The organism is Pseudomonas sp. (assembly GCF_050739775.1).
GTDB lineage: Bacteria > Pseudomonadota > Gammaproteobacteria > Pseudomonadales > Pseudomonadaceae > Aquipseudomonas.
This window is the reverse complement of the sequence record NZ_JBOICA010000026.1, coordinates 67,558-88,460: the sequence shown is the minus strand read 5'-3', so window position 1 is coordinate 88,460 and position 20,903 is coordinate 67,558. Positions and strand designations below refer to the sequence as shown.

Genomic DNA, 20,903 nt, shown 5'->3' with positions numbered 1-20,903 from the left:
CGCTCCTACCGACCCGGTTGGAGCGGGCTTGCCCCGCGATCAGGCGCGAACCGAGGCGGGCTTGAGCACCAACCACAACGCCACAGCAATCAACAACCCACCATACAGATGCGCCATCGACAGCGGCTCATCCAGCAGCCAGGCGCCCCAGAGCACACCGAAGGCGGGGATCATGAAGGTCACGGTGCTGGCTTTGACCGGGCCGATCTCGCTGAGCAGGCGAAAGTACAGAATGTAGGCAAACGCGGTACACACCAGGCCCAGGCCCAGCAGCGACAGCCACACCTCCCAGCCACCCCAGCTCGCCGGTGGCTGGGTCAGCACGCTGTAGCCAAACAGCGGCAACAGCAACAAGGTCGCCCCCATCATGCTGCCCAGCGCCGACAGTCGGCTGTCGAGGCCGCCCTGGTGGTCGAGCCAGCGGCGCGCAAGAAAGCCGGCAAAGCCGTAACAGGTGGTCGCCGCCAGGCACGACAGGGCGCCTTGCAGCAATTGATGGTCAAACGCGACCGGCCCTGCACCACTGAGAATGCCGACCCCGAACAACCCAAGGAAAATGCCACTGAGCTTGGCCAGGGTCATCGGCTCACGGAAGAACAGCGCACCAATCAGCACGCCCATCAACGGCGTGGTGGCATTGAAGATCGCCGAGTAACCGGCCGGCAACACCTGAGCCGCCACCGAATAAAGGGTGGCCGGAATCCCCGAGTTGATCATGCCCAGTACCAGGCAAGCCTTGAGCTTGCCGTTGAAATCCCAGCGTACTCGCAGCAGGGCAAGAATCACCAGCAGGCCAACACAGGCAATCGACACCCGAAAGAACGCGGTGGGCAAGGTGCCGAGCACCGGCGCGATGATGCGCATGAACAGAAAGCTGGCCCCCCAGACAGCGGCAAGAATCAACAGGCGGGTGATGGCGATGGGGCTCATGGGGCTCTCCGGGTCCTTTGGGGCGGGGCGCGAGTTTACGTTACAACGTAGGGTGCGTTCTCTCCCTTTCTTGCGCTGAAATTCCCGTGTCAGTGAATTTGGCCAATACACCCGTGTCGCCAGGCTTTCCCTGCCCACGGCGACTGGCTAAGCTCAGGCTTCGACATTCCCGCAGAGGTCTGATGTATGCCCCAGCACTGGCCGGCCGCCGCTATCGCCCGGATGATCCTCGATGGCTTCGACGATTACCGTGAGCATTTTCGCCAGATCACCATCGGCGCCCGCGCCCGCTTCGAGCAGGCTCAGTGGCAACAGACCCAGAGTGCTTCGGCGGCGCGGATCAACCTCTACGAGGAGAAGGTCAGCGAGGTCAGCACTTGGTTGCATCAGGCTTTCGACGCTGAGGTGTTGTTGGAGGTGGCGCAGTGGCCGCTGGTCAAAAGCGCTTATATCGGCCTGATCGACCCACGCCTGGACGATGAGCTGTCAGAGACCTGGTACAACTCGATTTTCTGCAGCCTGTTCAGCCATGACCTGATCAGTGACGGTTGCATGTTCATCCACACCACCCGCCCCTCGTTGCGCAGTCACGAGCGGGCGGCGCAGACGCGTACCTATCGGCCCCAGGGCAGCCTGGCCAGCGTGCTGGCACAAGTCTTCGTCGACTATGGCTTTGACGTGGCTTACGGTGACCTTGAAGGCGACCTGGCCCGGCTCGAAGGGCAGCTACGCGAAAACCTGCCGGACTGGGTGTGCAAGGACCCGGCCTTGGCAGTGGAGTTGTTTTTGCCGGTGCTGTATCGCAATAAAGGGGCTTATCTGGTCGGGCGCCTGTATACCCAGGACGAGCAGTGGCCATTGGTGATCCCCTTGCTGCACCGCGAAGGCCACGGCATCGAGATCGATGCGCTGATCACTGACGAAGCCGAAGTGTCGATCATCTTTTCCTTCACCCGCTCCTATTTCATGGTCGATGTCCCGGTGCCCGCCGACTTTGTCGGCTTTCTCAAACGCATCCTGCCGGGCAAGCACATTGCCGAGTTGTACACCTCGATCGGCTTCTACAAGCATGGCAAGTCGGAGTTCTACCGCGCGCTGATCAACCACCTGGCCAGCACCGACGACCGCTTCATCATGGCGCCTGGCGTGCGGGGCATGGTCATGAGCGTATTCACCCTGCCGGGCTTCAACACCGTGTTCAAGATCATCAAGGACCGTTTCTCGCCGTCCAAGAGCGTCGACCGGGCCACGGTAATCGAGAAGTACCGTCTGGTGAAAAGCGTTGACCGGGTCGGGCGCATGGCCGATACCCAGGAGTTTTCCGACTTTCGCTTCCCCTTGAGCAAATTTGAACCCGAGTGCCTGGCCGAACTGCTGGAGGTGGCGCCTTCGACGGTGCACGTAGAAGGCGATACCGTGCTGGTGCGCCACTGCTGGACCGAGCGGCGCATGACCCCGCTCAACCTTTACCTGGAAAACGCCAACGACGCCCAGGTGCGCGAGGCCCTGGAAGACTATGGCCTGGCTATCAAGCAGCTGGCGGCGGCGAACATCTTTCCCGGCGATATGTTGCTGAAGAACTTCGGCGTCACCCGCCATGGCCGGGTGGTGTTCTACGACTACGACGAAATTTGTTTTCTCACCGAGGTCAACTTCCGCTACATCCCGCCAGCGCGTTATCCCGAGGACGAAATGTCCGGTGAACCCTGGTACTCGATCGGTCCGCTCGACGTGTTTCCCGAAGAGTTCCCGCCGTTCCTGTTTGCAGACAGTGGCCAGCGCCGGCTGTTCAGCCAGTTGCATGGCGAGCTGTACGACGCCGATTACTGGAAGAGCCTGCAGGAGGCGATTCGCGGCGGCAAGGTGATTGACGTGTTCCCGTATCGGCGCAAAGCGCGATAAGGCCTAACCCTTCAGGCACTTGAGCTCACTGAAATCCTTGCGCACCTGGTCCAGTTTCTGCTCCAGGTGCTGGCGCTGCTGTTCGCTGCTCTGGGCCATCAGATCGACCAGCAGGCGCCGGGCTTCCCGCTCGGCGCGCTGATAGGCCTGGCGGTATTCCGGGGTCCACAGGCTGTCACGGTTTTTCAACAATTGCTCAAGGCGCGGCTCGAAGCTATCGCTTTTGCGCTGCGCCATGGCCTGGCTGAAGTGCGCCTGCCAGTTCGCCCTATTGGCGATCCGCTGGCGGTTCTGTTCGCCCAGGCCTTGTGACCAGGTCATGATCCGCAATTGCTGCTGCGCGCTTAACTCACCCAGCCAGGGCGTCAGGCGCTTCTCCATACGCTCGGCGCGCGCGGCGATCTGCCGCACCAGGGGTGTTTTGACGAATTTGGCCTGACGCTCGCGAATATCTTCAGTGAACGCCTGGCGCATTTCGCGCACCTGGTCATCGTCCATGGCCCTGAGTAACTGTGCCGCCGACGGGATGATCTGCTCAGCCACCTTGGCAATGGCCTGCTTCACCTCCTGCGTGCGGACCTGCAATTGCTGATCGCTGACCTGGTGGTTGGCGACCATCTGTCGGACTTCATCGATCCAGGTCAGGTACCCCGGCAGTTGCGTGCGGCAATGCCAGGCCAGGTGCTGTTTGAGGCGCTGATCGAGCCAGGTCTTTTGCTGGCGGTCCATGTTCAGGTAGTCGTTGAGCGACCAGGGCACCAGCACATCAAGGTTGCGGTAAGCCAGATCGATACGGCTGCAGGCCACTATCAGCAGGGCAGGGGCGAGCAGGAGCAGGCCGGGGCGCAGGTACTTGTACAGGCAGGCGTACATGAGCGAATCCTTGCAGTGGCTTGCTTGTCTTTGTAGAACAGCATGGCTCATTGCGGTTCCTTTTGCCGGTTGGGTGTAGAATGCCGAGCTCGCAAAGAGGATTTCCGGAAATGGCTTTAGTTGGGCGTTACAACAGTTTGCAAATCGTGAAACACACGGACTTCGGCCTGTACCTGGACGGCGGCGCGGATGGCGAAATCCTCCTGCCCAACCGCTACATTCCCAAGGACACGCCCACCGAGGTCGAAGATTGGCTGAATGTCTTCGTCTACCTGGACAGTGAAGACAAGCTGATCGCAACCACCGAAAAGACCAAGCTGCAGGTCGGTGAGTTCGCCAGCCTCAAGGTCAAGGAAATCAACAGTATCGGCATCTTCCTCGACTGGGGCCTGCCCAAGGACCTGTTGATGCCGTACTCCGAAGAAAAACGCCAGATGAAAGCCGGCGAATACTGCGTGGTGCATGCCTACCTGGACAAACGCACCCGCCGTATCACCGCCACTGCGCGGCTGGACCGCTACCTGGACAAGGTGCCGACCAACTACACGACAGGCCAGGAGGTTGAACTGCTGGTGGTCGAAGAAACCCCGATGGGTTTCAAGGCGATCATCAACAACAAGCACTGGGGCCTGATCCACAAGAACGAGGTGTTCAAGTTCCTGCGTTCGGGCAAGCAGGAGAAGGGCTACATCAAGGAGCTGCGCAGCGACGGCAAGATCGCCCTGAGCCTGCAGCCCATCGGCCAGGACCTGGCCAACAGCCTCAACGACAAGATCCTGGCCAAGCTCAAGGAAGCCAATGGCGTACTGCCGGTCAGCGACAAGAGCGACCCGCAGCTGATAAGCGATCTGTTCGGGGTCAGCAAGGGCAACTTCAAGAAGGCCATCGGTGCCTTGTACAAGGATGGCCGCATCGTCATCCACGCTGACCGTATCGAACTGCTCTGATCAGACCTGGCGAAAGCCTGCAAAGCTCAGGTTTTCGCCACCTGGGCGCAGGTCCTGAAGCAGCGAGTCGCGGTCGGCGCTCAGCGCCAGGCTGATGGTCGAGCGCCGCTTGCCGGGGTGGCGCACTTCCATTTTTTCCAGATGGGCCTTCAGGTAATTCACCGGCACCTTCAAGTGCTGCAATTCGTCGGTCTCGGGCGTGTGCAACAGCAGGTTGACCCAGTCGGCCGCCCCTTTGCGCAGCACCAGCTTCACCGGCACATCGAACCACCACAGGCTGCGCTTGCTGTCGAGCACGGCGAACAAGGTGTTGTCGCTGGAGAGCACCGGTTTTTCCAGCTCCAGGTTACGACGGGCGATGGCGGTGGGTTTGTCGAGTTTCATGCAGGTTCCTACGGGTGACGCTTGAAAGGTCGGCTATTGTGCTGGCAACGCAGCCAAACATAAAGCGGCGAGCGCTGGGACTGGAACTTTCCGTTGGCTTTGATCTCAATTTGATGGCGCATTAAGGTGTCGCCGTCGTTAACGATCAACAGTGCCAGGGAAGATGATCCATGCAAATACTGATTGCCCTGCTGATGTTTCTCAGCAGCTATGCGTATGCCGGTTGCGGGAGTATCAGGGACGCCGATCAGCGCAACTACTGCTATGCCAGAGAAGGCGGGAGCAGCTGTGGCTCCATTTCCAACAGCGACCAACGCAATTATTGCTATGCCAAGCAAGGCAAGGGCAGTTGCGGGAGTATCAAAGACAGTGACTTGCGCAACCAGTGCAATGCGTTGAAACCCTGACAGACGGAGTTTTCGGCTGCTGTTACGATTCAGGGCAAATAATTGGAACTCTGCCGACAGGCCACCGGTCCACTGACTGTCGACTCTGACAGCCCGTTTTCCCCCTTCAGGAGAACTCCCATGAGTGGTACCAAAGATAAAGTCAAAGGCATGGCCAACGAAGCGGTTGGCAACATCAAGCAAGGTGTTGGCAAAGCAACCGACAACGAACGTCTGCGCACAGAAGGCAAGCTGCAGGAACGCAAAGGCGAAGCCCAGCAAGTGGTCGGCAAGGTCAAGGATGCATTGAAAAAGCCTTGATTGCTGTAGGAGAAGTTGCACAGCGGCCGCCATGGGTGGCCGTTGTGCTATCTGCAGCAATCAATAGCAACTTTGGGTCGATCGTCGTTTAGACTTCAGTGCAGACTTTAGTGAGGAGCCGTGGCCATGACCCTCAAGCGGCGAAAGGAGACGCTATGATTTTTCCCGATTTGCGCGGCTTGCCGTTGCATCGCGTGCTGGTGCGCACCGTCAAGGAATTTCTCGATGACGAAATGTCCACCTATGCTTCGGCGTTGGCCTACCAGATGTTGTTCTCGCTGTTCCCCTTCCTGTTGTTCCTTATCGCCCTGATCGGTTTCTTGCACCTGCCTGACTTTTTCTCCTGGCTGCGCCTGCAGTCGGAGCTGGTGTTGCCGCCCCAGGCCCTGGAGCAGGTCAACCCGGTGATTGACCAGTTGCAACAGTCCAAGGGTGGTTTGCTTTCGGTGGGTATCGTCATCGCCCTATGGACCGCGTCTGCGGGCGTGCGGTTGATGATGAGCGCGATGAACGCGGCCTACGATGTGGTCGAAGGGCGTCCGGTGTGGAAGCGCATTCCCTTGTCAGTGATCTACACCGTGGGCATTGCTGGCATGTTGCTGGCTACGGCAGCCTTGATGGTGCTGGGGCCCCAGGTCATGGAGTGGATTGCCTCACAGATCGGTATGCAGGAGTTTATTGTCACTGTGTGGACGATATTGCGCTGGCCGGCGATCATTATTCTGATGATGATGGCGGTGGCGTTGATCTATTACGTGATGCCGGATGTCAAACAGGAGTTTCGCTTTATCACCCCAGGCTCGGTGCTGGCTGTGGTGGTGTGGATCATCGCCTCGTTGGGATTCGGTTATTACGTCAAGACCTTCGCCGACTATAATGCGATGTACGGCAGTATTGGTGCGATCATCGTCTTGCTGCTGTATTTCTATATTTCTGCCGCCGTTTTGTTATTGGGGGCGGAGATGAATGCGGTGATTGAGCATATGTCTGCCGAAGGCAAGAGTCCGGGTGAAAAACAAGCAGGTGACACTACCCACGAACATGATAAAAAGCATGTTTCCGGGTTGGGGCGCGATCACTCGCTCGATCACCCGGCCACGCCGGAAGGTCAACCCTTGAGTCGTACATCCCATGATTCGTGACATCCTGAAAATGGGCGATGAACGCTTGCTGCGTATCGCCCCACCGGTACCGCAGCACCTGATCGGCAGTGCCGAGCTGGAGCAACTGATTGCCGACATGTTCGAGACCATGCGCCATGTCGGCGGCGTTGGTCTGGCCGCGCCGCAGATTGGTGTCGACCTGCAACTGGTGATTTTCGGCTTCGAGCGCAGCGAGCGTTATCCGGATGCCGAGCCGGTACCACAGACCATCCTCCTCAATCCGCTGCTCACACCCGTGGGCACTGAAGTGGAAGACGGCTGGGAAGGTTGCCTGTCGGTGCCGGGCCTGCGCGGTGTGGTGCCGCGTTTTCGCTGTATTCGCTATGAGGGAATCGACCCGCAAGGCCAGGGGATCGATCGGCTCGCCGAGGGCTTTCATGCGCGGGTGGTGCAGCATGAATGTGATCACCTGATAGGGCGGTTGTACCCTTCGCGCATTCATGACTTCAACAAGTTCGGCTACACCGACGTGTTGTTTCCTGGGCTAGATCCTGCCAGCGACGACTGAAAGCGGGCCATTGCCAGCAGCGCCTTGCTGCGCTGGTAACGGGCCAGGCGTTCGGCCAGCGGGGCAGGCAGCTCAGTGCAGGGGCTGAACCTTTGCTGCTGGTAGAAAGGCATGAGGTCGGGATGGCAGAACAGCCAGGTCGTACCTTCAGTGCTCTGCAAGGCGGCCTCGATCAAACGCCGGGCAATCTGTCGCCCTCTCCAGCGTTCAGCCACCCATAACCCGGTCAGCCAATATCCGCCTGGTACCGGCGTGAGGCACAACGCTGCGACGATTTCCTCCGCCCGGGCTACCCAAAGCTGACCTTGAGCTGCCGCACGCATGGACGAACCCTGGTCTTTGTAGAATTTATTCAGCAGTGGCCGTTCAGGTTCGGTCAGCAGGCAGTAGCGTAAGGTGGTCACGGCGTATGTCCGGCAGCGGCTCTGGACCGGGCTTTTACACCGACAGCTGCGGCGTGTCGAGGGTGAAAATTCCGGTCTATTGTTACGGATCGGGTAACAGTGAATGTTCGGTTCAGCGGTTCAACCCGGTGGGGCAACTTGTAAACTATGCTTGTCCCCACAAAAAAGTAACAGTGGGACCGGTACTTCGTGTTATGTCCTGGTGTCTGATGTAACAACTTCTCCGCGCCGCTGCTGGCCAATGAAGTCAATCGATTAGTTTGATTGCATTGCAGGCTTATTGTTATGAAAAGTTTACTTGTACTTGCGCTTGTAGGTGTCTCTTCTTTTGCCTTGGCTGATGAAGTTAGAACTACCAGTGCGCAGCCGGTAGTTGAGCAGTACGATTACTCGAGCAACCTGGATATTGCCAAGGTGATCAGTTTCTCGACTATTCCTAATGTCTGTGAAGTGGTGCCGGCGACTATGGTCTACGAAGACCATCAAGGTCAGCGCCATACCCTTGAGTACCGTGCCATGGGTAACGGTTGCACCAACGGTTGATCAGCTGTAATCCCGCCTTACTGGCGCTCGCGCTCCAATAGCTGACGCTTACGCTCAACGCCCCAACGGTAACCCGAGAGGTTGCCGTCGCTGCGCACCACCCGGTGACAGGGGATGGCCACGGCCAGGGCGTTGGCCGCACAGGCCTGGGCCACGGCGCGCACTGCCTTGGGCGAGCCAATCCGTTGGGCTATTTCGGCATAGCTGGCCGTTGTCCCGGCCGGGATCGTGCGCAAGGCTTGCCAGACCCGTTCCTGAAAGGCTGTGCCGCGCAGGTCAAGCGGCAAGTCCAGACCGATCCCCGGTACCTCGATCAATCCCACCACGTGCGCCACCAGCGTTTCAAATTCGGCATCCCCGCCCAGCAGGTTGGCCTTGGGGAATTTATCCTGCAAGTCATGTAGCAATGCCTGTGGGTCATCGCCGAGCAGAATTGCGCAGATACCGCGTTCGCTTTGCGCCACCAGAATGGCACCCAATGAACACTGGCCGATGGCAAAGCGGATAGCGGTATTGGCACCGCCATTCCGATAGGACCCTGGGGTCATGCCCAGGCGCGCATTGCTCGATTCGTAAAAGCGACTGTTGGAATTGAAACCGGCTTCATACAGGGCATCGGTGATCGTGCTGGAACGCTGCAAGTGATTGCGCACCTTGCTTGCCCGATGGGCCGAGGCATAGGCCTTGGGCGTTACCCCGGTGATGGCCTTGAACACCCGATGAAAGTGGAAAGGGCTCATGTTCAATTGCTCAGCCAGTTGATTGAGGCTGGGCGCCGACTCGGCGCTCTCGATCAACTGGCAGGCACGGGTGACCTGCGCTCGATGCTGCTCGGCCATCAGTGTCCGGTCTGCGCCCCGCCGTTTGCTGGGGCGATAGCCCGCCGCCTCGGCCTGTGCCGGGGTGTCGAAGAACTCGACGTTGTCGATGCGCGGCAGGCGCGAGGTGCTGCTGGGCCGGCAGTACACACCGGTGGTGCGTACGGCATAGACAAACGCCTGGTCGGCTGCCGGGTCGCGGGCCAGGATCGCTTGCCAGCGCGGGTCGGATTCGCTGAGGGGTTTGCCTTGGCTCATGCCGGGACTCTCTTTATGGGTGTTGATAGGCCCAGATTAGGACGATCAACGGCGCAAAAAACTCCGGGTCTTGCGTTCAAACTCGTGCGCTCGGCACCCGCCACAGGTACCAGGCGGCAATGGTCCGGTAAGGTCGCCAGGCTTGTCCGAGCTCGATCATCTGTCGGCGAGTGGGCTGTGTTTCCAGCCCTTGCAGGCGACGGTAGCCCTCGCGCACGGCAAAGTCATCGGCTGGCAGGATGTCCATGCGCTCCAGGGTATAGATCAGCAGCATCTCCACCGTCCAGCGGCCTACGCCACGCAAACTGACCAGACGCTCGATCAGCTGTTCATCGTCCAGCGCCAGCGCCTGTTCATGGTCTGGCACCAGGCCGTCCTGGCGCGCTTTGGCGATGCCCTGGATGGTGGCCAGCTTGCTACCTGAGAAGCCGCAGGCGCGCAGCTGTTCGGCCGGGGTTGCCAGCACCTGCTCAGGGCTTGGAAAAGCACAGCCGGGATAGAGCGCGAGGAAGCGCCCGAGAATCGCATCGCCAGCCTTCACATGCAGTTGCTGGTAGGCAATTGCTCGCACCAGTGCCTGATACGGGTCACGCTCCGGCCGCGGCTGATGCAGACAGGGACCGATGCTCTGAACATGCGCGGCCCACTTCGGATCGAGCGCGGCGAGAAGCTGCTCGGCCTGGCTGAAGAACGTACTCATTGTCTCTCCATGGCTTGGGCCACCCGCTCCAGCGCCTGTTTCAGCTCCGCCCGGCTGCTGGCGGCAGACAGACTGATACGAACGGCTGGCAAGTCGCCCTGTTTTACCGCAAAGACTTCGGCCGGTACCACCTCCACCGCGTTGGCCCGGCAGCGCTGCACCAGCGTTTGTGCCGGCACTGGACAGCTTGTCCAGATGTGCGGCGCGGGGTGCTGGCCGTAGATCCGCTCACTGCCCAGGATTCTGCGCGCCAGGCGCCAGCGTTGTTCGATCTCTGCGCGTTGCCAGGCCAGCCGGCGACTGGCGGTGCCGTCGCTGATCCAGCGGCAGGCGATCTGCAAGTTCAGCGGCGATACCTGCCAGTGTGTTGCCTGGGCATGGGGATCGATCTTGGCCAACAGCAGTGGGTCAGCAACGATCCAGCCCAGGCGTAATCCCGCCGCAACGGTCTTCGACAGGCTGCTGATCAGTATTCCTTGCTGACCCAGCAAAGGCCACAACGGTGGCTGGTCGGTCAGTGCGCCATAGACGTCGTCTTCGATCAGCAGCAGGCCGTGGCGACGCACCACGTCGGCTATGGCCTGCTGGCGTTCGCGGCTCATGCAGGTGCCGGTAGGATTCTGCAGGCTGGGCGTGAGCACCACCACCCGTGCGCCGGTTGCCCGCGTGACGCGGTCCAGGTCGTCAGGGAGGATACCTTGATGGTCCTGGGCAATACCGTGCAGGGGCAGGCGCAGCTGGCGGCAGGCGGCCTTGATGCCGGGGGCCGTCAGGGTCTCGACCAACACCGGTTCACCGGCCTGGCACAGCGACAGCAGCAGGCTGAACAGACCTTGCTGGGCACCGCCGCACAACAGCACCTGGCTGGCGCTCAGGCGCAGGCCGCGATTGGCCAGCCAGGCGGCCCCTTGGGCACGGGCCAGTAACAGCGTGTCGGCACTCAGGTAATGCTCCAGGCTGCGTACCTGGCCATCCTGCAACAGCGCCTGCAAGGTGCGTTCGATGTCGTGGTTGTCGGGATCGATTACCGGCACGTTGGTCGATAAATCGATCAGGCTGGGCTGCAAATTTTTTTGTTTCAGGTGAAACAGCGTGGCTTCTTTGCTGCCGGCCAGCACATAGGTGCCACGCCCGACCTCACCGCTGACCAGATGTCGGGCCGCGGCCTCACGGTAGGCCTGCTGGGTGGTGCTGGGGTTGAGCCCCAGGGCCCAGGCCAGGCGCCGCTGCGGCGGCAGACGGACGCCGACTTTCAGTTCGCCGCGCTCGATGGCCTCGGCAATGGCATCGACCAGTGCCAGGTAGCGGGGTTGCCCGGTGTCAGGCAGGGTAGGGGTCCACATTTATTGTTGGCCATGCAATATAAGGTTTTACCCATACAATGGCCCGGCGCTAGGATCCGGTCAAACCCATTGCTGCCGAGGTGTTCCATGTTCGACCTGACTGCCCTGCGTGAGGCTGCCCGTCTGCTGCATGCCAGTGTGCCCGCCACTGCTCAATATGCCTGGCCACGACTGGCCGAGCGGCTGGGTTGTGAAGTCTGGGTCAAACATGAGAACCACGCGCCGACCGGTGCGTTCAAGGTGCGCGGCGGCTTGCTCTATGTGCAATGGTTGCTGGCGCAGCAGCCGCAGGTGCGCGGGCTGGTCACCGCCACTCGCGGCAACCACGGGCAGAGTATGGCCCTGGCGGCGCGAAACGCCGGGCTGCCGATCATCATCGTGGTGCCGCAAGGCAACTCCCGGGAGAAGAATGCGGCGATGCGTGCCCAAGGCGCGGAGTTGATCGAATACGGTGCCGATTTCGACCAGGCCCGTGAAGAGGCCGCACGTCAGGCGCAATTGCACGGCTATGAAATGGTGCCGTCCTTTCACCCGCAACTGGTTCGCGGTGTGGCCACTTATGCCTTGGAGTTGTTCGAAGCCGTTCAGGACCTCGATTGCGTCTATGTGCCCATCGGCATGGGGTCGGGCATCTGCGGACTGATTCAGACCCGTAATCTGCTGGGTCTGCGCACCGAGATTGTTGGCGTGGTGTCCAGCGCCGCAGATGCCTTTGCCTTGAGCGTTGAGCAAGGCCGCATCGTCACCACCGCCACGGCCAATACCTTTGCCGACGGCATGGCCTGCCGCATGCCGGTGCCAGAAGCCTTCGACATCATCCACCAGCATGCGGCGCGGATCGTTCGGGTCAGCGACGAGGAAATTGCCCAGGCCATGCGCATCTTTCACGAAGACACGCATAACACTGCAGAAGGGGCGGGCGCCGCGGGCCTGGCTGCGCTGATTCAGGAGCATGAACGGCAACGCGGGCGCAAAGTGGCAGTGGTACTCAGTGGTGCCAATATCGATCGGCAGCGGTATGCGCAGGTGTTGGCGAGTGACTGAAAAATTCTGAATTGATCGCTTGGAAAAAGTGCTATCTTATTTTGATAGCATTTTCCAATGAGCAATCGATATCGCAGAACCCTCGAAAGCATTTTTCGCACACCTACCAGTGCCAGTCTGGTGTTCACCGACATCGAAGCACTGGTAGTGCATCTGGGTGGGCAGGTGCAGGAGCGTGAAGGTTCCCGAGTCAAACTGATTCTGGGGGCGCAGCAATGGCGCTGCCACAGGCCGCACCCAGGTAAAGAGGCCAAGCGTTATCAAGTCGAAGAAGCCCGCGAATTTCTCCTGCGGGCAGGAGTTCACCTATGAACACGATGAACTACAAGGGTTACAGCGCCCGAATCGAGTATGACCCCCGTGATGACATTTTCGTCGGCCGTGTGCTGGGCGTGCGTGACATCATCAGCTTCCATGCGCGCTCTGTCAGCCAGTTGCACGAAGCATTTCACCTGGCATTGGACGATTATCTGGCCGATTGTGCCGAGCGTGGCGTGGCGCCCGAGCGGCCTGCCTCCGGCAAAGTCATGTTGCGCATTCGTCCCGAAGTTCATGCCGCCGCGACCATCGCCGCACAGTCGGCAGGCAAGAGTCTGAACCAGTGGGCGGATGAAGTGTTCGAGCGTGCTGCTCTGGCATGACGTGCCTGTCCTTGGGCAAGGGCAATTTCTTCCAATACAGCCGCGGCAATTCCCGTTTTAATAGCGCCTGCCTTCAACGCTGTCTACGGAACGCCCTATGCCTTTTTCCAACGGATTTCTCCTCAGTCTTTCCCTGTGCCTGGATATCGGCATTGCCAACATTGCGATGATTACCTTGGCCATGCAGCGCGGCTTTTTCCAGGGCTTCTGGCTGGGGCTGGGGACCTGCGTCGGTGATCTTGTCTACGCGGTGGCGGCCCTGGCCGGGATGACTGTGCTGCTGCAGTTCGAGACCGTGCGCTGGGTGTTGTGGCTGGGTGGGTCGCTGTTGCTGGTGTGGTTTGCACTGAAGATGCTGTTGGCGGCCTGGCGCGGGGATGGCCATGTGCAACCCGGTGAAGTGGTGGTGGAGTCGGCCTGGCGCGAGTTTGTCCGGGGTATCGTCCTGGCCATGTCCTCACCCAGCGCGATCCTCTGGTTTGCCGCGGTGGGCGGGGTGCTGATCTCCCGTTCCGGCGGCGGCAGCCTGCTTGAAGCCGGTCTGTTCCTGTCCGGTTTCTTTGCCGCTGGACTGCTCTGGTGCCTGTCGCTGTGCTTGATCGCCAGCCATGGCGGACGGCTGCTGGGGAATCGGCTGCTGATTTGGTCCTACCTGCTCTCAGCGGCGATTTTCTGCTACTTCGCGGTCTATGTGATCGTCTCTGGCTACCGAGAGTTCATCCTTGCCGTGCCGGCGGCCACAGCGGGTCTATAATCAGTCGGGGTGCCCGTGTGCAGGTGCCGTCAGGCCGGAGGATCTTCGAGATGAAAGGTCTTGATGCGAAAAAAATGGCCAAGAAAAAACCCTTGAAAACCGCTGAAGAAAAGCGTGCCGCCAAACGCGCCAAGCGCTCGGCAGGCAGTGGTTTCCTTCCATAGCTTGATCAGGAGCCCCGTAAGGGGCTCCTTTCTATTAGTTCAATAAGGCAAAGGATATGTCCAATTCGATTCACGATTCAGTCCAACCTGTACGCTTCGAGCAGGCTGGCCCCCTCACCATCGCCGGTATCGGCGGACGCTTCACGCAGTCCACGATCAGTCAGATTCCCGCACTGTGGCAGCGCTTCGAAGTCCACATTGGCAATGTGCCCGGACAGGTCGGTGGGCATACCTACGGCGTGTGCTGCAACGCCGACGGCAAAGGCAGTTTCGATTACATCGCCGGGGTTCAAGTGGCGAACGTCGAGGTGCTGCCAGCCGATTTCCAGCAGGTCGAACTCAAGCCCCAACGCTACGCCGTGTTCGAGCATCACGGCAGCCTCGATAACCTCAAGGCCACTTTCCAGGCCATCTGGAGCCAGTGGCTACCTGCCTCCGGTGAGCGAGCTGCGCAGGCGCCGGAGTTCGAGCGCTATGGCAAGGACTTCGATCCTTTTGACAGCCACAGCGTAATGGAAATCTGGCTGCCACTGGAGCCGCGATAAGCGCTTGCGCGCCAGACCGGAAAATTTTACTGCGCAACTGTCGATTCCTCAGCCAGCCATTCGACCATCAGTGAACGCGCCGATTTGCTCGGCGCCTGACACTTGTCGAATCGCAGAGGACACGACCATGAGCAGCGCCGCCGAAAACGAAGTCCGCCAACTCATCGAACGCTGGATTCCAGCTGTCCGGGCTCGGGACATCCCCGCCATCACCGCACCTTACGCCGACGATATCCTTGCCTTCGATGCCGTCAAGGAACTGCAGTTCAAAGGCAAGGCCGCCTATCAGGCTCACTGGCAAGCCTGCATGGAGCACTGTCCCGGCGACATGATCTTCGAGATGGAACAGCTGCAGATTCATGCCACACCGGATTTGGCGCTTGCCCATTGGCTCAATCGCTGCGGTCCGGCCAGCGAAGAGGGCGGTGAGGACAAAAGCTGCTACATGCGCGTCACCGCCGGCTACAAGCGCATCGATGGGCAGTGGAAGGTGATTCATGAACACTGGTCGGCGCCGTTCGACATGGAGACCGGTGCCGCCCTGTTCTCGCTCAAGCCTTGAACTGAGAACGTCAAGGATTATGCCGAATCGCGCTTTCTCCGAGGGTGCGATCTGCAGTCATAGTGTGCATCTGCTGTGGAGAGGACGATGAAATACCTATGCCTGGTCTATTGTGAAGAAGGTCTGTTGCACAGCCTGCCCGACAGCCCCGCGGATGCCGAGTGCATGGCCTATGCCGAGTCGATCCAGGGGAGTGGGCGGATGCTTGCCGCCGAGGCGCTCAAGCCGGTGCAGACCGCCACTACCGTGCGCGTTCGTGGTGGTCACATGAGCCTGACAGATGGGCCTTTTGCCGAGACCAAGGAACAACTGGCCGGCTTCTATCTGGTGGATGCCCGTGATCTTAATGAAGCTTTGAACATTGCCAAGGGCATACCTGCCGCCAGGGTCGGCAGCGTCGAAGTGAGGCCGATCCGCGATTTGCAACCTTGAAACGGAGGAAAACAACAAAATGAGCCTTCATCCCCCCAGCCCTGTGCAGCATGAGCTGTCTCTAACCCGGCTGATCGACGCACCGCGCAAAAAAGTGTTTCGGGCCTGGACCGAGCCTGATCTGCTTGCGCAGTGGTGGGGTCCGAACGGCATGACCACGCCCTTGTGCGAAATGCAGTTGTGGGTGGGTGGTTTGTTTCGCACAGTGATGCGCGCACCTGACGGTACCGAGTACCCCAACCAGGGTGTGTTCCTGGAGATTGTTGCCCCCGAGCGAATTGTCTTCACCGATGCCTTCGGGCCGGGCTGGGTACCGTCGAACAAGGCGTTCATGACCGTAGTGGTGACCTTCGAGGATGTCCAGGGCAAGACTCAGTACACCGCGCGCGCATGGCACTGGAATGCCGCCGATTGCCTGGCTCATGAAGAAATGGGCTTTCATCGCGGTTGGGGTGAAAGCCTGGATCGGCTGGTGGCACTGGTGACCACCCAGATGCCGGGCTGATGTCGACGCAGGCTTTGGTGCGGGCCGAGGTCGAGTCGGTCTACAAGCGCGAGTCGCGACGGATCCTGGCTACCCTGATTCGCTTGCTGGGTGATTTCGATCTGGCCGAGGAAGCCATGCACGAAGCGTTTTTCGTCGCCGTTGAACGTTGGCAGCGCGATGGCATTCCTGCCAATCCACGGGCCTGGCTGGTATCCACCGGGCGCTTCAAGGCCATTGACGGGCTGCGTCGGCGCGCCCGTTTCGACCGCTCCCAGACGCAGTTGATCATGGCGCTGGAGGCACTGCAGGAGGATGAGGTGGAAGACGAGGAGCTGGAAGATGATCGCCTGCGCCTGATCTTCACCTGTTGTCACCCGGCGTTGGCTGCCGATGCCCAAGTGCCGCTGACCCTGCGTGAAGTCTGTGACCTGACCACCGAGGAAATCGCCCGGGCTTTTCTGCAGAACCCGGCGACCATTGCCCAGCGCATCGTACGGGCCAAGGCCAAGATCCGCGATGCGCAGATTCCCTACCAGGTGCCGGCGTTGAGCGAGTTGCCTGAACGCCTGGACAGTGTGCTGCGCGTCATTTACCTGGTGTTCAACGAAGGCTACTCGGCCTCTTCGGGTGAAAGCCTGATGCGCAACGACCTCAGTGATGAAGCGATCCGTCTGGGGCGACTGTTGCAGCAGCTGCTGCCCGACCCGGAAGTGCTGGGTTTGCTGGCCTTGATGCTGTTGCAGGCCTCGCGACAGGCGGCGCGTAGCGACGAGAATGGCGAGTTGATCCTGCTCGATGAGCAGGACCGTAGCTTGTGGAATCGCGAGTTGATTGCCGAGGGTAGCCAGTTGGTGCAGCAGGCACTGCGCAGTCAGCAGTTCGGGGTGTACAGCTTGCAGGCAGCGATTGCCGCAGTGCATGCCGAGGCGGCCAGCGCTGAAGAAACGGACTGGGAAGAAATCGTCGGTTTGTACGATGTATTGCTGCGCGGCTGGCCGTCCCCAGTGGTCGAGCTTAATCGCGCTGCAGCCCTGGCACGCCGTGATGGGCCGCAGGCAGGATTGCTGGCGGTGGAGGCGATTCTGGCGCGTGGCCAGTTGCAGGATTATCGCCTGGCCCATGCCGCCCGCGCTGAGCTGTGTCGGCAACTGGGGCGGCTGGATCAGGCGCGTGATGCATACCAGACTGCACTGGGCCTGACCCTGCAAGGTGCCGAGCGGCGCTTTATCGAGCGCCGCCTGCGCGAGCTGTGAACTTCAGCCGATAGTGATTGGCGGTGGGCTGACCAGGTCGACGGTCTGCTGTTTGCGTGGGGCCAGGATCTCGGCCTCGCCATCGACTACCAGCTCGTCATTCTGGTTGAACACGCGGGTGGCGATACGCACCTTGAACTTGGGCAGCTTTTCGAGGATCTCCAGGCGCACGGTCAGGGTGTCGCCGAACTTCACCGGCTTCTGGAAGCTCATGGTCTGACCCAGGTAGATGGTGCCCGGGCCAGGCAGCTCGCAGGCCACCGCGGCGCTGATCAGTGCACCGCTGAACATACCGTGGGCGATACGCTCCTTGAACATGCTCTTGGCGGCAAACTCGGCATCCAGGTGCACCGGGTTGTGGTCACCGGACATGGCAGCGAACAGCTGGATGTCACGTTCTTCGACGGTCTTGCTGAAACTGGCGGTCTGGCCGACTTCAAGGGCTTCGTAAGGCGTGTTGGTGACCTGAGTCATCGATTCGGTTCCTGCTAGGGACGCGGGGGCGGCTGTCATTCGCTGCGGACAGGGCGGCCTAGGGCCAACGCCTGCTCCAACCAGTCGATGATCGCGGCCGTGACCTCGTCACGGTTGGTTTCATTGAGCAGTTCATGTCGCGCTTGGGGATACAGCTGCAACTGGACATGCTGGTTGCCAGCCAGGCGCAAAGCACCGGCCAGATCCTTGAGACGCTTGCCGGCACTCACCGGATCACATTCACCACCCATGACCAGGATTGGCAGGTTCGGATCGATCTGCTTGAGGTTGGCCGGCTGGCTGATCTGCTCAAGGCCCATCAACAGGTCGATCCACAAACGATTGCTGCAGCGAAAGCCGCACAACGGGTCGGCGACATAGCGGTCGACTTCGGTGTTGTCGCGGCTGAGCCAGTCGAATGCCGTGCGGGTGGGTTTGAACGCCTTGTTGAATGAGCCAAAGGACAACCACTCGATCAGCGCACTGTGGCCCAAAGGTCCCTGACGCCAGGCCTCGACGCAAGCAATCGCGCAGGCCGTGCGGTACAGCACCGGTGCCTGGAAGTTCGAGCCGCTGAGAATTGCCCCTTGCAGGCTGGCGCCATGGTGCATCAGGTAAGCCTGGGCAATGTAGCTACCCATGCTGTGGCCGAAGAGGAACACCGGAGTACCGGGAAACTGCTGGCCAATGTGCTGGCTGAGCAGGCCCAGGTCGTTGACTACCGCGCTCCAGCCATTGTGTTGGGCGAACAGGCCCAAAGTGCCGAGTTCGGCGGTACGGCCATGACCGCGCTGGTCGTGGGCAAGCAGGGCAAAGCCCGCCGCACTCAGGGCCCGGCCCAGGCGCTGGTAGCGACCGGCATGTTCGGCCATGCCATGTGCCAGCAGCACCACGGCCTTGATCGGCGTGCTGGGCAGCCATTGATAGACATACAGGCTGCAGTGATCGCTGGCCGGTAGCCAGAACGCATCGTGGGGCATGGCGAGTCCTTGTGCGCACAAGTGGATGAGTCAGCTCAGTGTATAACCCAAGCGTGCAATCGAAGGGCAGCGACAAACAAGATTCACAATGTAAATGACAGCGCTTGGCATATTTGCCACCTGCGGCATACCTGCTAACGTCGGCATAGCACCTTCTTCGCCAAGCAGGCAAGGGGGCCGGAGCGGCTCAGGTATGAGGACAAGAGTAAATGCAAGCTGATTTCTGGAATGACAAGCGCCCCGCAGGTGTTCCTTCGGACATTGACATGAATGCTTACAAGTCAGTGGTCGAAGTGTTTGAACGTTCCTGCAAGAAGTTCGCTGACCGCCCGGCGTTCAGCAACCTGGGGGTGACCCTGACTTACGCCGAACTGGAACGTTACTCGGCGGCCTTTGCCGCTTACCTGCAACAACACACCGATCTGGTGCCAGGCGACCGTATCGCCGTGCAGATGCCCAATGTGCTGCAGTACCCGATCGCGGTGTTCGGTGCGTTGCGCGCCGGGCTGATCGTGGTCAACACCAACCCGTTGTACACCGCTCGCGAGATGCGCCATCAGTTCAAGGACTCCGGGGCCCGGGCGCTGGTCTACCTGAACATGTTCGGCAAGCTGGTGCAGGAGGTACTGCCCGATACCGCTATCGAATTCCTCATTGAAGCGAAGATGGGCGACATGCTGCCGGTCGCCAAGGGCTGGCTGGTCAACACCATTGTGGCCAAGGTCAAGAAGCTGGTGCCGGCGTACCAGCTGCCCCAGGCCGTGCCCTTCAAAAGTGCGCTGAGCCAGGGGCGTGGCGTGGTACCGAAGCAGGTATCGCTGACCCTCGACGATATCGCCGTGCTGCAGTACACCGGCGGTACCACGGGCCTGGCCAAGGGCGCCATGCTGACCCACGGCAACCTGGTGGCCAACATGCTCCAGGTACTGGCTTGCTTCTCCCAGCATGGTGATGATGGCCAGCGGCTGATCAAGGAGGGCCAGGAGGTGATGATCGCGCCCCTGCCGCTCTACCATATCTATGCCTTTACCGCGAACTGCATGTGCATGATGGTGACCGGCAACCACAACGTGCTGATCACCAATCCGCGTGACATCCCGGGGTTCATCAAGGAGCTGAAAAAGTGGAAGTTTTCCGCGCTGCTCGGTCTCAACACCTTGTTCGTGGCGCTGATGAATCACCCTGAGTTCAAGCACCTTGATTTTTCTGCCCTGAAAGTCACCAACTCCGGTGGCACCGCCTTGGTCAAGGCCACCGCCGAACGCTGGGAAAGCCTGACGGGTTGTCGCATTGTCGAAGGCTATGGCTTGACCGAAACCTCGCCGGTGGCCAGCACCAACCCCTACGGGCAACTGGCGCGTCTGGGTACGGTGGGTATTCCAGTGCCAGGTACGGCATTCAAGGTCATCGACGATGCAGGCAACGAGCAGCCCATGGGCGAGCGTGGCGAGTTGTGCATCAAGGGGCCGCAGGTGATGAAAGGCTACTGGCAGCATCCTGAGGCCACGGCCGAGGCGCTGGACCGCGAGGGCTGGTTCAAGACCGGTGACATTGCGGTGATCGATCCTGATGGCTTTACCCGGATTGTCGATCGCAAGAAGGACATGATCATTGTTTCGGGGTTCAACGTGTACCCGAACGAGATCGAAGAGGTGGTCATGAGCCATCCACAAGTGGCCAACTGCGCGGTGATCGGGATCCCCGACGAGCGCTCCGGCGAAGCCGTGAAGCTGTTTGTGGTGGCGCGTGAAGGTGGGGTGACTCTTGAAGAGCTCAAGGCCTACTGCAAGGCCAACTTCACCGGCTACAAAGTGCCCAAGCACATTGTCCTGCGCGACTCGTTGCCGATGACGGCGGTGGGCAAGATCCTGCGCCGGGAGCTGAGGGATATCGTCTGACGGCTAGCGCAAGCTACAAGCCGCAAGCTGCAAGACGTGCAAGCCTGAGCGATGCGCTCAGCTTGCCGCTTGCAGCTTGAAATTCGCTACTTTAGTCTTTTTACTCTAAAAATGACCATTAAATAATCAAGAGTCATTTTTGTGACTGTTTAGGCTGCTTTAGCTCTAGGCGACCCTTGGCAAAGCTGC

Annotated in this window: 26 protein-coding genes; 17 read left to right on the top strand and 9 right to left on the bottom strand. The window is 60.1% G+C overall.

The features are described 5' to 3' along the window. Positions 1-39 precede the first annotated feature (39 nt). Positions 40-930: a DMT family transporter gene (locus ACRESH_RS15320; protein WP_431742799.1), complete on the bottom strand. Its 891-nt coding sequence runs from the start codon at positions 928-930 to the stop codon at positions 40-42. Positions 931-1,116: 186 nt separating this feature from the next. On the opposite strand from ACRESH_RS15320, the gene aceK reads away from it, so the two are divergent. Next, on the top strand, positions 1,117-2,832 hold the full coding sequence (gene aceK, locus ACRESH_RS15315) for a bifunctional isocitrate dehydrogenase kinase/phosphatase (RefSeq protein ID WP_431742798.1): 1,716 nt from the start codon (positions 1,117-1,119) through the stop codon (positions 2,830-2,832). Between the two features lie 3 nt (positions 2,833-2,835). On the opposite strand, the gene ACRESH_RS15310 is transcribed toward aceK, so the two are convergent. Continuing rightward, positions 2,836-3,705, bottom strand: a complete 870-nt coding sequence (locus ACRESH_RS15310) for a DUF6279 family lipoprotein (RefSeq protein WP_431742797.1) — start codon at positions 3,703-3,705, stop codon at positions 2,836-2,838. A 110-nt stretch (positions 3,706-3,815) separates the two neighbouring features. Here ACRESH_RS15310 and ACRESH_RS15305 point away from each other — a divergent pair, with 110 nt between their 5' ends. Continuing rightward, complete coding sequence (locus ACRESH_RS15305) at positions 3,816-4,652, top strand: CvfB family protein (RefSeq protein ID WP_431742796.1); 837 nt, start codon at positions 3,816-3,818, stop codon at positions 4,650-4,652. Here ACRESH_RS15305 and ACRESH_RS15300 read toward each other — a convergent pair whose 3' ends face one another. Further along, positions 4,653-5,036 (bottom strand): hypothetical protein, encoded by a 384-nt coding sequence (locus tag ACRESH_RS15300; RefSeq protein ID WP_431742795.1) that lies wholly within the window; start codon positions 5,034-5,036, stop codon positions 4,653-4,655. A 170-nt stretch (positions 5,037-5,206) separates the two neighbouring features. Here ACRESH_RS15300 and ACRESH_RS15295 point away from each other — a divergent pair, with 170 nt between their 5' ends. From ACRESH_RS15295 to def, 4 genes are all read left to right on the top strand, one after another. Then, positions 5,207-5,443 (top strand): hypothetical protein, encoded by a 237-nt coding sequence (locus ACRESH_RS15295; protein WP_431742794.1) that lies wholly within the window; start codon positions 5,207-5,209, stop codon positions 5,441-5,443. A 120-nt stretch (positions 5,444-5,563) separates the two neighbouring features. Further along, the gene (locus tag ACRESH_RS15290; protein WP_431742793.1) at positions 5,564-5,743 is read left to right on the top strand and encodes a CsbD family protein; all 180 of its coding nucleotides are present in this window, start codon (positions 5,564-5,566) and stop codon (positions 5,741-5,743) included. A 155-nt stretch (positions 5,744-5,898) separates the two neighbouring features. Next, complete coding sequence (locus ACRESH_RS15285) at positions 5,899-6,885, top strand: YihY/virulence factor BrkB family protein (protein ID WP_431742792.1); 987 nt, start codon at positions 5,899-5,901, stop codon at positions 6,883-6,885. Beyond that, positions 6,875-7,414 carry a peptide deformylase gene (gene def, locus ACRESH_RS15280; RefSeq protein WP_431742791.1) on the top strand — a complete coding sequence of 180 codons (540 nt, stop codon included), beginning with the start codon at positions 6,875-6,877 and terminating at the stop codon, positions 7,412-7,414. Before ACRESH_RS15285 ends, def begins: the two co-directional genes overlap by 11 nt. On the opposite strand, the gene ACRESH_RS15275 is transcribed toward def, so the two are convergent. Then, a complete protein-coding gene (locus ACRESH_RS15275) occupies positions 7,366-7,818 on the bottom strand; it encodes a GNAT family N-acetyltransferase (protein ID WP_431742790.1) in 453 nt (150 codons plus the stop codon). The two genes, def and ACRESH_RS15275, sit on opposite strands and share 49 nt — an antisense overlap. Positions 7,819-8,103: 285 nt before the next feature. Between ACRESH_RS15275 and ACRESH_RS15270 the strand changes: the two genes are divergently transcribed. Further along, positions 8,104-8,361 (top strand): DUF2790 domain-containing protein, encoded by a 258-nt coding sequence (locus ACRESH_RS15270; RefSeq protein WP_431742789.1) that lies wholly within the window; start codon positions 8,104-8,106, stop codon positions 8,359-8,361. 17 nt (positions 8,362-8,378) lie between these two features. Here ACRESH_RS15270 and ada read toward each other — a convergent pair whose 3' ends face one another. The 3 genes from ada to ACRESH_RS15255 all read right to left on the bottom strand — a co-directional run bounded on the left by ada (position 8,379) and on the right by ACRESH_RS15255 (position 11,480). Further along, positions 8,379-9,437: a bifunctional DNA-binding transcriptional regulator/O6-methylguanine-DNA methyltransferase Ada gene (ada, locus tag ACRESH_RS15265; protein WP_431742788.1), complete on the bottom strand. Its 1,059-nt coding sequence runs from the start codon at positions 9,435-9,437 to the stop codon at positions 8,379-8,381. Between the two features lie 76 nt (positions 9,438-9,513). Further along, positions 9,514-10,137, bottom strand: a complete 624-nt coding sequence (locus ACRESH_RS15260) for a DNA-3-methyladenine glycosylase family protein (RefSeq protein ID WP_431742787.1) — start codon at positions 10,135-10,137, stop codon at positions 9,514-9,516. Next, entirely contained in the window at positions 10,134-11,480 is a 1,347-nt protein-coding gene (locus ACRESH_RS15255; protein ID WP_431742786.1) for a PLP-dependent aminotransferase family protein, read from the bottom strand. Before ACRESH_RS15255 ends, ACRESH_RS15260 begins: the two co-directional genes overlap by 4 nt. Before the next feature lie 87 nt (positions 11,481-11,567). Between ACRESH_RS15255 and ACRESH_RS15250 the strand changes: the two genes are divergently transcribed. The 9 genes from ACRESH_RS15250 (at position 11,568) to ACRESH_RS15210 (ending at position 17,362) form a co-directional block, all read left to right on the top strand. Further along, on the top strand, positions 11,568-12,524 hold the full coding sequence (locus ACRESH_RS15250; RefSeq protein ID WP_431742785.1) for a threonine dehydratase: 957 nt from the start codon (positions 11,568-11,570) through the stop codon (positions 12,522-12,524). A gap of 57 nt (positions 12,525-12,581) precedes the next feature. Beyond that, on the top strand, positions 12,582-12,836 hold the full coding sequence (locus ACRESH_RS15245; protein ID WP_431742784.1) for a type II toxin-antitoxin system HicA family toxin: 255 nt from the start codon (positions 12,582-12,584) through the stop codon (positions 12,834-12,836). Then, a complete protein-coding gene (locus tag ACRESH_RS15240; protein ID WP_431742783.1) occupies positions 12,833-13,165 on the top strand; it encodes a type II toxin-antitoxin system HicB family antitoxin in 333 nt (110 codons plus the stop codon). The genes ACRESH_RS15245 and ACRESH_RS15240 overlap by 4 nt, the downstream gene beginning before the upstream one ends. Before the next feature lie 97 nt (positions 13,166-13,262). Further along, a complete protein-coding gene (locus tag ACRESH_RS15235) occupies positions 13,263-13,919 on the top strand; it encodes a LysE family translocator (protein ID WP_431742782.1) in 657 nt (218 codons plus the stop codon). Between the two features lie 220 nt (positions 13,920-14,139). Beyond that, a complete protein-coding gene (locus tag ACRESH_RS15230; protein WP_431742781.1) occupies positions 14,140-14,628 on the top strand; it encodes a GyrI-like domain-containing protein in 489 nt (162 codons plus the stop codon). Between the two features lie 127 nt (positions 14,629-14,755). Beyond that, complete coding sequence (locus ACRESH_RS15225; RefSeq protein WP_431742780.1) at positions 14,756-15,190, top strand: YybH family protein; 435 nt, start codon at positions 14,756-14,758, stop codon at positions 15,188-15,190. 87 nt (positions 15,191-15,277) lie between these two features. After that, on the top strand, positions 15,278-15,622 hold the full coding sequence (locus ACRESH_RS15220; RefSeq protein WP_431742779.1) for a YciI family protein: 345 nt from the start codon (positions 15,278-15,280) through the stop codon (positions 15,620-15,622). A gap of 19 nt (positions 15,623-15,641) precedes the next feature. Continuing rightward, the gene (locus ACRESH_RS15215; RefSeq protein ID WP_431742778.1) at positions 15,642-16,127 is read left to right on the top strand and encodes an SRPBCC family protein; all 486 of its coding nucleotides are present in this window, start codon (positions 15,642-15,644) and stop codon (positions 16,125-16,127) included. After that, positions 16,127-17,362 carry an RNA polymerase sigma factor gene (locus tag ACRESH_RS15210; protein WP_431742777.1) on the top strand — a complete coding sequence of 412 codons (1,236 nt, stop codon included), beginning with the start codon at positions 16,127-16,129 and terminating at the stop codon, positions 17,360-17,362. The genes ACRESH_RS15215 and ACRESH_RS15210 overlap by 1 nt, the downstream gene beginning before the upstream one ends. Positions 17,363-17,365: 3 nt before the next feature. Here the strand turns inward: ACRESH_RS15210 and ACRESH_RS15205 are convergent, their stop codons facing one another. Together ACRESH_RS15205 and ACRESH_RS15200 are read right to left on the bottom strand one after the other, a co-directional pair. Next, positions 17,366-17,836: a MaoC family dehydratase gene (locus ACRESH_RS15205; protein WP_010223082.1), complete on the bottom strand. Its 471-nt coding sequence runs from the start codon at positions 17,834-17,836 to the stop codon at positions 17,366-17,368. Between the two features lie 35 nt (positions 17,837-17,871). Continuing rightward, on the bottom strand, positions 17,872-18,816 hold the full coding sequence (locus ACRESH_RS15200) for a lysophospholipase (protein WP_431742776.1): 945 nt from the start codon (positions 18,814-18,816) through the stop codon (positions 17,872-17,874). A gap of 209 nt (positions 18,817-19,025) precedes the next feature. Between ACRESH_RS15200 and fadD2 the strand changes: the two genes are divergently transcribed. Then, positions 19,026-20,714, top strand: a complete 1,689-nt coding sequence (gene fadD2 / locus ACRESH_RS15195; protein ID WP_431742775.1) for a long-chain-fatty-acid--CoA ligase FadD2 — start codon at positions 19,026-19,028, stop codon at positions 20,712-20,714. Positions 20,715-20,903 lie beyond the last annotated feature (189 nt).

Excerpts from the sequence above, each read along its gene's own strand:
- ACRESH_RS15230 (WP_431742781.1), top strand. The coding sequence starts at position 14,140 with ATGTCCAATTCGATTCACGATTCAGTCCAACCTGTACGCTTCGAGCAG.
- ACRESH_RS15290 (WP_431742793.1), top strand. The coding sequence starts at position 5,564 with ATGAGTGGTACCAAAGATAAAGTCAAAGGCATGGCCAACGAAGCGGTT.
- ACRESH_RS15250 (WP_431742785.1), top strand. The coding sequence starts at position 11,568 with ATGTTCGACCTGACTGCCCTGCGTGAGGCTGCCCGTCTGCTGCATGCC.
- ACRESH_RS15210 (WP_431742777.1), top strand. The coding sequence starts at position 16,127 with ATGTCGACGCAGGCTTTGGTGCGGGCCGAGGTCGAGTCGGTCTACAAG.
- ACRESH_RS15295 (WP_431742794.1), top strand. The coding sequence starts at position 5,207 with ATGCAAATACTGATTGCCCTGCTGATGTTTCTCAGCAGCTATGCGTAT.
- ACRESH_RS15225 (WP_431742780.1), top strand. The coding sequence starts at position 14,756 with ATGAGCAGCGCCGCCGAAAACGAAGTCCGCCAACTCATCGAACGCTGG.
- ACRESH_RS15285 (WP_431742792.1), top strand. The coding sequence starts at position 5,899 with ATGATTTTTCCCGATTTGCGCGGCTTGCCGTTGCATCGCGTGCTGGTG.
- ACRESH_RS15300 (WP_431742795.1), bottom strand. The coding sequence starts at position 5,036 with ATGAAACTCGACAAACCCACCGCCATCGCCCGTCGTAACCTGGAGCTG.
- ACRESH_RS15205 (WP_010223082.1), bottom strand. The coding sequence starts at position 17,836 with ATGACTCAGGTCACCAACACGCCTTACGAAGCCCTTGAAGTCGGCCAG.
- ACRESH_RS15320 (WP_431742799.1), bottom strand. The coding sequence starts at position 930 with ATGAGCCCCATCGCCATCACCCGCCTGTTGATTCTTGCCGCTGTCTGG.
- ada (WP_431742788.1), bottom strand. The coding sequence starts at position 9,437 with ATGAGCCAAGGCAAACCCCTCAGCGAATCCGACCCGCGCTGGCAAGCG.
- def (WP_431742791.1), top strand. The coding sequence starts at position 6,875 with ATGATTCGTGACATCCTGAAAATGGGCGATGAACGCTTGCTGCGTATC.
- ACRESH_RS15305 (WP_431742796.1), top strand. The coding sequence starts at position 3,816 with ATGGCTTTAGTTGGGCGTTACAACAGTTTGCAAATCGTGAAACACACG.
- ACRESH_RS15200 (WP_431742776.1), bottom strand. The coding sequence starts at position 18,816 with ATGCCCCACGATGCGTTCTGGCTACCGGCCAGCGATCACTGCAGCCTG.
- ACRESH_RS15235 (WP_431742782.1), top strand. The coding sequence starts at position 13,263 with ATGCCTTTTTCCAACGGATTTCTCCTCAGTCTTTCCCTGTGCCTGGAT.
- ACRESH_RS15215 (WP_431742778.1), top strand. The coding sequence starts at position 15,642 with ATGAGCCTTCATCCCCCCAGCCCTGTGCAGCATGAGCTGTCTCTAACC.
- fadD2 (WP_431742775.1), top strand. The coding sequence starts at position 19,026 with ATGCAAGCTGATTTCTGGAATGACAAGCGCCCCGCAGGTGTTCCTTCG.
- ACRESH_RS15240 (WP_431742783.1), top strand. The coding sequence starts at position 12,833 with ATGAACACGATGAACTACAAGGGTTACAGCGCCCGAATCGAGTATGAC.
- ACRESH_RS15245 (WP_431742784.1), top strand. The coding sequence starts at position 12,582 with ATGAGCAATCGATATCGCAGAACCCTCGAAAGCATTTTTCGCACACCT.
- aceK (WP_431742798.1), top strand. The coding sequence starts at position 1,117 with ATGCCCCAGCACTGGCCGGCCGCCGCTATCGCCCGGATGATCCTCGAT.
- ACRESH_RS15310 (WP_431742797.1), bottom strand. The coding sequence starts at position 3,705 with ATGTACGCCTGCCTGTACAAGTACCTGCGCCCCGGCCTGCTCCTGCTC.
- ACRESH_RS15260 (WP_431742787.1), bottom strand. The coding sequence starts at position 10,137 with ATGAGTACGTTCTTCAGCCAGGCCGAGCAGCTTCTCGCCGCGCTCGAT.
- ACRESH_RS15255 (WP_431742786.1), bottom strand. The coding sequence starts at position 11,480 with ATGTGGACCCCTACCCTGCCTGACACCGGGCAACCCCGCTACCTGGCA.
- ACRESH_RS15270 (WP_431742789.1), top strand. The coding sequence starts at position 8,104 with ATGAAAAGTTTACTTGTACTTGCGCTTGTAGGTGTCTCTTCTTTTGCC.
- ACRESH_RS15220 (WP_431742779.1), top strand. The coding sequence starts at position 15,278 with ATGAAATACCTATGCCTGGTCTATTGTGAAGAAGGTCTGTTGCACAGC.